The organism is Pseudomonas sp. p50(2008) (genome assembly GCF_015351605.1).
GTDB lineage: Bacteria > Pseudomonadota > Gammaproteobacteria > Pseudomonadales > Pseudomonadaceae > Aquipseudomonas.
In genome coordinates this window covers 25231-35345 of record NZ_JACMYF010000018.1, presented here as the reverse complement: position 1 = coordinate 35345, position 10115 = coordinate 25231, and the positions used below count along the sequence as shown (strand labels likewise).

The window sequence follows — 10115 nt, the reverse complement described above, 5'->3', positions numbered from 1 at the left end:
AACAGGATTCAGAATCGGGTGACACCTTCAATCGCCGTCATGAGCCCACATTTTACAAACGACGTGATCGCGCTCTTTGTAGCAGCTGCCGAGGCACGAGGCTGCGTCGGGCTGCGCAGCGGCCCCCGGGGGCGGTCCTGCGGACACGCAACGCAGCCTCGTGCCTCGGCAGCTGCTGCAAAAGAAAAGGCGTCAGTTCGGATCCAGCAATCCGCCACGCCAATGGCGCGACACCCGGCTGCCGGTGAACTTCGCCACGACCATGCCCTGGGACACCAACCGATCGCGATAGCGCGTCACCATCCGTCCCGCTTGCTCGGCCACCAACACCACCTCTGACGACGGATCCCCTGGGCACCGCAGAATCCGGGCAAAGCGCTGCCCTTCCTCGACAAAATCCCCCAAGTCCTTTTCAAAGATCAGCACCCCTGGCTGCGGCGCCAGAATGGTTTCCATCTGCCCCATTTCCATCACTTCGACAGGCCAGTCACCCAGTGTCAGCGCCTCATCGATGACCCCGTAACTGCACAACCAGGCATAGAGCCCGTCGGCATCCTGCTCGGCAAACCGGTCGCTGACATCGCCCTGCCCGCGCAACTCCAGCGTCGCCGCCATTTGCCGCTCGCTGACGCCCTTTCGCAGCCAGGGCGCAATGATGCTTTCCTCGAAGGAACCATCACCGCCGTCGTCCCAGATGATCGCCACGTCCATTTTCATCGCAGCCGCCAGTTCACGGCCACGGGGCCAGAAACTGCGGTGCACATAGAGATACGGCAGCGCCTCGTCATCGGTGTGCAGGTCGAGCATGACATCTGCGCTGGAGGCCAGTTGCGCCAGACTTTTCTGCCATTCCTGAATGTTCGTCGAAGGTGGATTCATCGCTGCGGACTGGTCGAACCCGCGGTTGAAGTTATGGCCGGTCGCGTCGTGGAATCGGCCCAGCAGACGTCCCTGACGAAACTGCCCGATACCCAGCGGATTGGCCTGCGGCACCACTGTCACCTGACTCTTGAGCCGACCTTCGGCCTCGGCCACTTGCAGGCGTTGCATCAGCAGGTGCAACACCAGCATCCCGGCGATTTCATCGGCATGCACACCGGCTTGCAGGTGCACCTTGGGGCCGCTGCCATCGCCCTCGAAACGCCAGGCCCCCACCCGCAGCGGGTCGCCGTTGTTGCTGCGAACGTTGAACGAAATATCCTGCGCCATCCGCGTGTCCTCCCGTCATGATCGTTAAAAACCCGTGCATCGCCGCTGGTGATTGAACAGACGTTCAACTAAGCTCGCGAACGAGTAACCGCACCCAAGGACGTCCCTGTGACCACTACCGCTCCGAAAAACCGCCGCGCCGAACCTGACGAGCGCCGCGAAATGCTGGTGGCTGCCACGCTGCGTTGCCTGGTCCGTGACGGGCATGCCGGTATCTCCGTGCGCCGCATCGCCACCGAGGCCGGCGTGTCCGTTGGCTTGCTCAACCATCATTTCGGCAGCATCGATGCGTTGATCGCCGACACCTATCAGAAGCTCGCGAGCGAACTGACCACGGCCCTGCTCCAGGAAATAGAGCAGGCCGACACGCCGGCCGCGAGGATGGACGCGTTCCTGACCGGTTCATTCGCACCACGGGTCATGGACCCCGATTTGCTCGGCGCCTGGGTGGTGTTCTGGAGCCTGATTCGCCATTCCGAACACGTCAGCCAGTCTCACGAAAAAAGCTACCGCGCCTACCTCGACTTGCTCCGCCAGCTCCTGGATGACCTGGCTGCCAGCGAAGGTTTTGTGATTCACGACACTCACCTGGCCGCCATCGGCCTATCGGCGATGCTCGACGGACTCTGGATCGAGTGGTGCCTCAACCCCGAAACCTTCAGTCCCGCCAACGGGCTCCACATCTGTCGCTGCTGGATAAAGGGGTTGCGTCACGGAGCATTCAGCACCGACGACGTCCTGTGAGGCGTGGCGCCCGAAGATCATCGCCAGGGTGCCGCTGACCGCGATCAGCCCGGCGCCGATCATCAGTGACACATCCATCACCGTGCCCCAGATCAGGCTCGACAACAGGAACGCCCAGATCAGCCCGGTGTACTCGAACGGCGCCAGCAACGTCGCCGTGGCCCGCCGGAAACTCGCAAACAACAGGTACTGACCGATACCGCCGACCAGGCCCGCCGCGAGCATCCCCAACCAGGCCGGGGTCGGCGACGGCGTGTGGGTCCAGGGCAGCGCCACGGTCATGCAGATCACAAACACCACGTTGGTGATGAGCATTTGTTCCAGCACCGACGTCTGGTCATCCACCTGCCGCAACTGGATGTAGGTGAAGGCCCAGCACATGGCTGCCAGCAGCGTCAGCACCACCGGCAACGGCTCGGCGATGTTGCTGGGGCGACAGGCGATGATCACCCCGACAAATCCGACGATCAGGGTGAACCACTGCCAGCCGTTCGCGCGCTCCTTGAGGAACACCGCCGCCAACACCGTGACCATGATCGGCGCCGAGAAATACAGCGTGGTCATCTCCGCCAGCGACAGGTCCCGGGCCGCCGTGTAATACAGCACCCAGGCGACAATCGACAGCAAACCACGCTGCACCAGCAGGCGTCGGCTCGGCGAGCGCCAGGCTTTTTGCACCAGCCGCAAACGTCCCGCCACCAGGCACACAAACACCACGAACAAGCTGCGCCAGAACAGGATGGTGACCACCGAATAATCGGCCACCAGCCACTTGATCACGGCGTCCTGCAGCGCCAGAAACGCATAGCCCAAGGTGCACAGACCAATACCTTGCAACGACCGGTCGACCGTCCCTGGCGTGCTCATCACACGGACCTGCGCACTGGCGTTCCGCGACGTTCGAAGAAAGCGAACAGCGCCTCGATCAGGAACGTCAGGCAGACATACACACCAGCGACCAGCAACAGCGGCTCGTACACTTGCAGGGTTTGCGCGCGTACCACGTTGGCCGCACCCAGCAGGTCGATGATCGCAATGGTCGACGCCAGCGCCGTGGATTTGAGCAGCATCACGGTCTCCCCGGCGAGGGTCGGCAACAACAACCGCATCGCCCGGGGCAAGCGTACCCGCAACAAAGCCTGGCGTTGGGTCATGCCGAAGGCCGACGCGGCTTCCATTTCGCCCTTGGGCACTGCCAGCAGCCCACCGCGAATGACTTCACCGACATACGCCCCCACCGACAGCACCAGCGCGAAGACGATGTACCAGTAGCCGTCACGCAGGTATGGCCAGAAGAAGCTGCCACGGATCAGCGGAAACTGGGCAAACAGGCTGCCGAGCCCGTAGTAGAAAATGTAGATCTGGATCAGCAGCGGCGTGCCACGCAACACGCTGGTGTAGAACAGGCTGGCCCTGGCGATCACTTTGTTCTTCGAGATCCGCGCCAGAGCCACCAGCACCGCCAGCACGAAACCGAACACCATGGAGATCAGCAAAATGGTGATGGTCGTTTGCAAACCTCGACCCAACAGGGCCGCGTATTCAACTATCCACGCTGGAATCATTTCATTCACTCAGCCAAAGGCATCCAGCGACGGATGCGTCGTTCAAGTCGTCCGGACAGGTAATTGGACGCCAGCGTCACCACGTAATACATCGCCGCAGCCGTGAGATAGAACAACAGGTAGTGACGGGTCGAACCCGCGCCTTGCTTGGCGGTGTACAGCAGTTCGTTGGTGCCCACCACGCTGATCAGGGCGCTGTCCTTGATCAGGTTGATCCACAGGTTCGCCATCCCGGCCATCGCGTAAGGCGCCATGATCGGCAACGTGACACGGCGGAACAGCCCGAAACCGCTGAGGCCAAACGCCCTCGCCGCTTCGATCTGGCCGTAGGGAATGGCCTGGATCGCCGCGCGAAAAATCTCCGAAGCGTAGGCACCCTGGACCAGTCCCAGCACCAGGATCGCAGCCAGTGGACCACTGACGTTGACCGCGTCGTAACCCATTTTGGCCATCAGCGAATTGAGGAGCATGGAGCCGACGTAGTACAGCAACAGAATCAGCAGCAACTCGGGAATCGCACGGAACAATGTGGTGTAGCCGCGCATCAGCGCCGCGATCGGTTTGGGCGCGCCCAATTTGAGGCAGGCCACCACCAGGCCGATGAACAGCCCGACAACAAATGCCCCAGCGGAGATCTGCAGGGTCATCAACAAACCCTTCAGTAGCGCACCACCCCATCCTTGTTCGGTGAAATTGATCAAAGCGAACATTTCCGGCATTTCGGTCTCCCAGTCTCGCAATCAACAACCTGCCTGAATCCCTGTGGGTGCGAGCGTGTGTGGTGAGGGGATTTAGAAAGCAGGTTTCACGCTGGTGCCGAAGTAGTTCTGGGAGAGGTCGTCATAGTCCTTGCTCGCCAGCAGTGCGGTGATCGCCTTGTCCAGTCGGGCCTTGAGCTCGGTGTCGTCCTTGCGCAGACCGGCGCCGACACCTTTGCCGAAGATCGGGTCGTAGGGCACTGTGCCGAGGAATTCGAGGTTGCTGGCGTCCGGCGTTTTGACGAACTCGGTCATGGCTGTGCCGTCCGCCATCATCAGGTCGATGCGACCGGCGATCAGATCCGCGTTGGCCGAATCCTGGGTGTCATAGTACTTCACGTCGGCGATTTTTTCGTAGTAGGCCTTGAGGTAGCTGGCGCTGACCGTGGAGTTCTGCACGCCGATGATCTTGCCCTTCAGGTCATCCGGGTACTTGCTCACCTTGGTGCCCTTGGGGCCGACAATCGCGACGAGCGAATCGTAGTAAGCCCGGCTGAAAGCGATCTGTTTTTCGCGTTCCGCGGTCACGGACATCGAGGAGAAAATCACGTCGATCTTCTTCGCCAGCAACGATGGAATGATCCCGTCCCACGCCACTTCCTTGATCTCGCACTCGGCTTTCATTTCGGTGCAGAGCTTGTGGATCAGGTCGACTTCAAACCCTTTCCATTCACCGTTGGCCTGCTTCTCGGTGTACGGCGGATAGGGTTCAGCCGCGACCGCGAACCTGATCGGCTGAGCCTGAGCGTTGCTGATGCCGGCCAGCAGAACGCAAGCCACGCCGGTCATCCAGTTTGCCAAACGTCGATTTCCCATGATGTTTTCCCGTCTTGTTATGTATTAGCGAGTTTGATGAGCGTTGACGAATTGTCGGCAGCGCTCGCTGCGTGGGTGTACGAACACTTCGTCCGGCGAACCGGTTTCCTCGATCAGCCCTTGATGCAAAAAGGCAACTTTGGAGGAGACATCACGTGCGAAGGCCATCTCATGAGTGACCAGGATCATGGTCCGGCCTTCTTCGGCGAGGGAGCGAATCACCCGGAGCACTTCGCCGACCAGTTCCGGGTCGAGTGCCGAGGTAGGCTCATCGAACAGCATGACTTTGGGGCGCATGGCCAGGGCCCGGGCAATGGCGACGCGTTGTTGCTGCCCCCCGGAGAGAAACGCCGGGTACTCGTTGCGCTTGGCCGCAAGCCCTACACGTTCGAGCAAGGCTTCGGCGCGCTCGGTCGCCTCCGCCCGGCTTTCACGCAAGACCTGGGTCGGCGCTTCGATGAGGTTTTCCAGCACCGTGCGATGGGGCCAGAGGTTGAAGTTCTGGAACACCATGCCCAGGCTCGAGCGAATCCGCACCAGCTGCTTGGCATCGGAAACCAAAGGCGCGCCAGGGCGATTCTGGTTCAGGTGAATGCTTTCACCGTCCACCAGAATGCGCCCCTGGTCCGGTATTTCGAGCATGTTGATGCAACGCAGCAAGGTACTTTTGCCCGAGCCGCTGGCACCAATCAGGGAGATCACTTCACCCTCGCGCGCCGTCAACGAGACGCCTTTGAGCACTTCGATATTGCCGAAGCGTTTGTGCAGGCGATCGACTTCGATCATGGTCTTGCACGAGGCCGGTTCGATAGTCGCTTCACAGGTCACGCGGGAGATCACGGGCCGAGGCGCTTCACCGTTCAGCACTAGGACAAACTTGCGAATCCGCTGGCAGGCCTGGGCCAGTCGCTCTTCGCCGAGGGTGAACGAGAGCCGTACAAAGCCCTGCGCCGGTTCACCGAACGCTGCCGCATCCAGCACCGAAACATGCGCTTCGCGCAGCAGGCGCCAGGCGAATTCGAGCGACGTCAGGCCGGTGGTGCGCACGTCTATCAGCACGAACATGCCAGCGTCGGGTTTGAGCACCGAAATGCCCGGGCAGTCCGCCAGGCTGTTCACCACCAGGTCGCGACGGCGGCGATAGATGTCGCGCATGCCGTGGGTGACGTCGGCATGGGCCTGCACCGCCTTGAGTGCCGCCTCCATGACAAACCCCGGCAAGCCATAAAGCATGCTCAGCACCAGGTTTTCGACGTGGCCCACCAAGGTTTCGTTGGCGACGATCCAGCCGATGCGCCAGCCGGTCATGGCGTGGGATTTCGACAGGCTGCCGATCACCACGCAACGCTCGGCCATACCCGGCAACGCCGCCAGGCTCAAGTGCTCGCGCTCGAACGCCAGGCTTTCATAGACCTCATCCACCACGACCCAGAGGTCATGGACAATGGCCAGTTCGGCAATGGCTTGCAGCTCTTCGCGGTTGAGCACCACGCCGGTGGGGTTATTGGGGTTGGAGAGGAAAATCGCCTTGGTGCGCGGGGTGATGGCTTTGGCCAACACTGCGGCGTCGAGCCGGAAACCGGAGTCCGCCGTACACGGGACGCGCACCAGTGTCGCGCCGGAAGCCTTGAGCGTGGCCTCGTAGGTGACGTACATCGGGTCGAGGGCGATCACTTCATCGCCACTCGTCAACAAGCACAGCGAGGCGGCGAACAGTGCGTTCTGCGCCCCCGCCGTCAGGATGACGTCAGGCGCTTGTACTTCGCGGTGAAGCAAGGTGGTGTAGCGGGCGGCGATGGCTTCGCGCAAGGCCAGGCGGCCGGCGATTTCGGTGTAGTGAGTGTCGCCCTCGCGCAGGGCGTGAATGGCGGCGTCGGTGATGAAATCAGGGGTGGGGAAATCCGGGTCGCCGACGCTGAGAATGATCACATCCTCGCCACGGCGCTGGGCTTCGTACGCTGCGTAATGGATATCCCAAGCGGCAACGCCGTCGCCCGTAATCCGTTCAACAAAGGGTGAAAACCGCATGCAAGTGCCTCGTTCAAAATGAAGAAACGCAAGCCCGCGCTACCAGCCGGGGAAGTGGGAACCAACATAGTCGAAGCTGAACAGTCGTTCAACAGAAAAGTCACAGTGGTTCGCGTTCAGCGCAAACAGGTCGTTTTCACGACAGTCATGCCGTTTATCGGACAGGAGGATCGGGTTGGATTTTTGAATGAGGAAGTGCGGTGAGTGCTGTGTGGCAGGTGGCAGGTGGCAGGTGGCAAAGTTTTGATTTTGCAGCGTCTGTGAGGGCCTCATCGCGAGCAGGCTCACTCCTACAGGGGACTTTGTTGTACACAACATGTGTATTCACTGAGGATCATTGTAGGAGCGAGCCTGCTCGCGATGGGGCCCTCACATCCAAAACAAATTTATCGTGGCCGACGAACAACCCTCACCTTCGCACTGCCTCCGCCGCCACAGAAAAATCGCTCGCCTCCATCCGACTCAAGCCCCGACACGCCAACGCCGTCCGGCAGCCTGGCGCTTTCCAGGACTTCACCCGTCGTGGCGTCAATATGGCGCAACTCGCTTTCATCGCCCTCCCACGTCCCATGCCAAAGCTGACCTTCGACCCAGGTCACACCGGTGACGAAACGGTTCGATTCCAGCGTGCGCAAGATGGCCCCGCTCTCGGGGTCGATCCGGTGAATCTTGCGCTCACGGTACTCACCGACCCACAGCGAACCTTCGGCCCAGGTCAGGCCAGAGTCGTTGCCACCCCCCGGCGCCGGGATGGTGTTGAGCACCCGACCGGTGTGCGGGTCAATCTTCTGGATGCGGTCTTCGGCGAGCTGGTACAGATGCTCACCGTCGAAGGCCGTACCGGCGTGGGCGGCGACATCAATCGAGCGCACGGTCTGGCCGTTCGCAGGGTCGAGCGCGGTGAGTTTTTCACCGACGGCAAACCAGACATGCTGACCGTCCCAGGTCACGCCGTGCACCTTGTCGACACCTGGAAACGGTCCATATTCAAGGAGAATTTCAGCGGTTGAATGTTTCATGTTCGGATCCTCTTCGCGGGTTGGTGACGTTCATCCTAATCACCGGGAAGTGGTGCCGGGAGTAACAAGGTCGTCGCGAAACCCGGCACCGGCGGCGTCATCCAGCGACGGGCCCGACCATGACCGAACGACTGCACCTTGCCTGCCGCAGAGAGCTTGTCGAGCGTACGCTGCACCGTGCGCTGATTGGCGCCAAGCGCCAGTGCCAGGGCTGAACTGGACCAGGACTCACCGTCCGCGAGGCAGGCGAACACTGACGCGTACTTCTCCTCAACGGGCGGCGCGAGCAGGACTGCCTCAGATGAAACCAGCGGCACCAGCACAAATCCGCGTTTGGTCGCGCTCACCCCGGCCAGGGGTTTGAGTGCGACGCGCAGTCGTCCGATTTCAACGCGCAATCGTGCGCGAAGGGATTCATCGGCAAGCTTCAATCGGAAGGCCCGGGCAATGAGCACTTCTCTGGACACATCGCCTGGCCAGGCTTCGGCCAGTACCCGAACCAGGGAAAACAGCACCGGGCGCGTGGCCAGGGACACCGACATGCCAACACCGCGCACAATCGATCGGCAGGCATCCACGACCAGCACGGTCGAACCGAGCAAGGCCTCCACTTCATCCAGCAGGATCGGCCGTTCCGCGCCCCGGGCGATCAGCAGCGCAACAGGGGTGTCGAGCACGAGCGCGGCGTTTTCCACTTCGGCTGTCAGTGCGGTAATGCCAGCCTCATGAGCCGCATTGGCAGCCCGTGTGAGCGCCGCACGCGCCTTGTCGGTTTGCAGTCGCCGGATCGCAATGCCTGCGACGACCAGTTCATGGGCAGCCCTCAACGCGGGAGGCAATGGCGCCGGGTCGAGGTCTGCGAGTAATCCCTGGGTGTCATCGAGCTGCCCGACCAGCAACAAACGCCGAATCTGCAGATACCGTGCATGGGCTGCGTTGGTCCGGTCACCCTGAGCCTCCAGCACGACCCGCGCCGCTTCCAGTGCCTTGGTCGGCCACCCCAGGTCCCGGGAGGCCAGCGCGATTTCGGCTTCGGCAACCAGACAGCGCGCACGGGCCAACGATTCCTTCGGCCCGAACGCCCGCGCGGCACGGCGCACTAACTCCCTGGCCCGAACCAGATCACCCAGCTGCGCCATCGCGATGCCCCGCAGCGCGAGCGCCGGAGCATCCTCACGCAGGGCAATCCGGTCCAGCGCACCGAGCGGATCGCCCGCGGCCAGCGCACGTGCCGCCGCCGTGATCAACGAATCCATCTGTATCGCGCCATGGTTGTCACCTCGTCGGTTCGTTCCTGGTGGTTAGTCTAGTCAGGACCGAGAGCTCCCAGTGCCAAGCCTGGGTTGTTGAGTGAATGAGTGAGAACCCTGTGGCGAGTAAACTCGCTCGCCACAGGGAATTACTTGTCTTCAGATTTAGCCCTTCATTCGGCGATCGGTGCCTGGGCTTTAGTGACCAACCGCAGATTGATCAACGCCACCCTTCGCCCGTCCGGCGACAAACGCTCCTCTATCCCAAACGGTTCGAACCCCAGCGTTGGGTAAAGCAACAGACCGGCCGTATTTTCGTTGAAGCACGAAAGCTCCACATCACGAGCCCGATGCCGTTCGAACGCAATCGCGATCATTGTCTCCACCAGATACCGGGCAACCCCCTTGCCCCGGGCCTTCGGTGACACGATCACGTTGCCAATGGCACAACGACCGTCATGTTCAAACGCATAGAAATTCGCAAAACCCACGACACAGCCATCCGCCTCAACCACGGTCGAATCGCTGCGTTGAGCGATGGACGCGTGCAACTGTTCCTCCGTCAGCGGGTACTGCGCCTTGGGGAACATGAAGAACAACTCTTGCGGCGTTTGAGGAAAGCTGCAAATCGTCGGGACATCGTCAGCGCTGACGGGGCGGTGGGTTAACAGCATGATTTGGCTCCATCCAAAGGTAGGTGCCACAGATTAGGGCTTGAGGGAGCGA

The 10115-nt window shown here is 61.3% G+C and carries 9 protein-coding genes and 1 pseudogene; 1 reads left to right on the top strand and 9 read right to left on the bottom strand.

Features of this window, described 5'->3' with window-relative positions; translation table 11 throughout:
• Positions 1-192: 192 nt before the first annotated feature.
• Positions 193-1209 carry a succinylglutamate desuccinylase/aspartoacylase domain-containing protein gene (locus H7698_RS30455; RefSeq protein ID WP_194693860.1) on the bottom strand — a complete coding sequence of 339 codons (1017 nt, stop codon included), beginning with the start codon at positions 1207-1209 and terminating at the stop codon, positions 193-195.
• A 162-nt stretch (positions 1210-1371) separates the two neighbouring features.
• On the opposite strand from H7698_RS30455, the pseudogene H7698_RS31545 reads away from it, so the two are divergent.
• Positions 1372-1857: pseudogene (locus H7698_RS31545) on the top strand (TetR family transcriptional regulator C-terminal domain-containing protein); the annotation flags it as partial.
• Here the strand turns inward: H7698_RS31545 and H7698_RS30450 are convergent.
• The 8 genes from H7698_RS30450 to H7698_RS30415 form a co-directional block, all read right to left on the bottom strand.
• On the bottom strand, positions 1813-2820 hold the full coding sequence (locus H7698_RS30450; protein ID WP_162440709.1) for a DMT family transporter: 1008 nt from the start codon (positions 2818-2820) through the stop codon (positions 1813-1815). The pseudogene H7698_RS31545 and the gene H7698_RS30450 sit on opposite strands and share 45 nt — an antisense overlap.
• Complete coding sequence (locus H7698_RS30445) at positions 2820-3518, bottom strand: ABC transporter permease (protein ID WP_162440710.1); 699 nt, start codon at positions 3516-3518, stop codon at positions 2820-2822. Before H7698_RS30445 ends, H7698_RS30450 begins: the two co-directional genes overlap by 1 nt.
• 5 nt (positions 3519-3523) lie before the next feature.
• Complete coding sequence (locus H7698_RS30440; protein WP_162440711.1) at positions 3524-4237, bottom strand: ABC transporter permease; 714 nt, start codon at positions 4235-4237, stop codon at positions 3524-3526.
• Between the two features lie 72 nt (positions 4238-4309).
• The gene (locus tag H7698_RS30435) at positions 4310-5092 is read right to left on the bottom strand and encodes a transporter substrate-binding domain-containing protein (RefSeq protein WP_162440712.1); all 783 of its coding nucleotides are present in this window, start codon (positions 5090-5092) and stop codon (positions 4310-4312) included.
• Positions 5093-5116: 24 nt separating this feature from the next.
• Entirely contained in the window at positions 5117-7120 is a 2004-nt protein-coding gene (locus H7698_RS31770) for an aminotransferase class I/II-fold pyridoxal phosphate-dependent enzyme (protein ID WP_194693859.1), read from the bottom strand.
• A gap of 386 nt (positions 7121-7506) precedes the next feature.
• Positions 7507-8139 (bottom strand): Vgb family protein, encoded by a 633-nt coding sequence (locus H7698_RS30425; RefSeq protein ID WP_194693858.1) that lies wholly within the window; start codon positions 8137-8139, stop codon positions 7507-7509.
• A gap of 35 nt (positions 8140-8174) precedes the next feature.
• Positions 8175-9395: a helix-turn-helix domain-containing protein gene (locus tag H7698_RS30420; RefSeq protein ID WP_194693857.1), complete on the bottom strand. Its 1221-nt coding sequence runs from the start codon at positions 9393-9395 to the stop codon at positions 8175-8177.
• Positions 9396-9562: 167 nt separating this feature from the next.
• On the bottom strand, positions 9563-10063 hold the full coding sequence (locus tag H7698_RS30415) for a GNAT family N-acetyltransferase (protein ID WP_194693856.1): 501 nt from the start codon (positions 10061-10063) through the stop codon (positions 9563-9565).
• Positions 10064-10115: the final 52 nt, after the last annotated feature.

Bases quoted from the DNA above. Each gene is read 5' to 3' on its own strand.
- H7698_RS30420 (WP_194693857.1), bottom strand. From the start codon at position 9,395: ATGGATTCGTTGATCACGGCGGCGGCACGTGCGCTGGCCGCGGGCGAT.
- H7698_RS30445 (WP_162440710.1), bottom strand. From the start codon at position 3,518: ATGATTCCAGCGTGGATAGTTGAATACGCGGCCCTGTTGGGTCGAGGT.
- H7698_RS30425 (WP_194693858.1), bottom strand. From the start codon at position 8,139: ATGAAACATTCAACCGCTGAAATTCTCCTTGAATATGGACCGTTTCCA.
- H7698_RS30415 (WP_194693856.1), bottom strand. From the start codon at position 10,063: ATGCTGTTAACCCACCGCCCCGTCAGCGCTGACGATGTCCCGACGATT.
- H7698_RS30435 (WP_162440712.1), bottom strand. From the start codon at position 5,092: ATGGGAAATCGACGTTTGGCAAACTGGATGACCGGCGTGGCTTGCGTT.
- H7698_RS30455 (WP_194693860.1), bottom strand. From the start codon at position 1,209: ATGGCGCAGGATATTTCGTTCAACGTTCGCAGCAACAACGGCGACCCG.
- H7698_RS31770 (WP_194693859.1), bottom strand. From the start codon at position 7,120: ATGCGGTTTTCACCCTTTGTTGAACGGATTACGGGCGACGGCGTTGCC.
- H7698_RS30440 (WP_162440711.1), bottom strand. From the start codon at position 4,237: ATGCCGGAAATGTTCGCTTTGATCAATTTCACCGAACAAGGATGGGGT.
- H7698_RS30450 (WP_162440709.1), bottom strand. From the start codon at position 2,820: ATGAGCACGCCAGGGACGGTCGACCGGTCGTTGCAAGGTATTGGTCTG.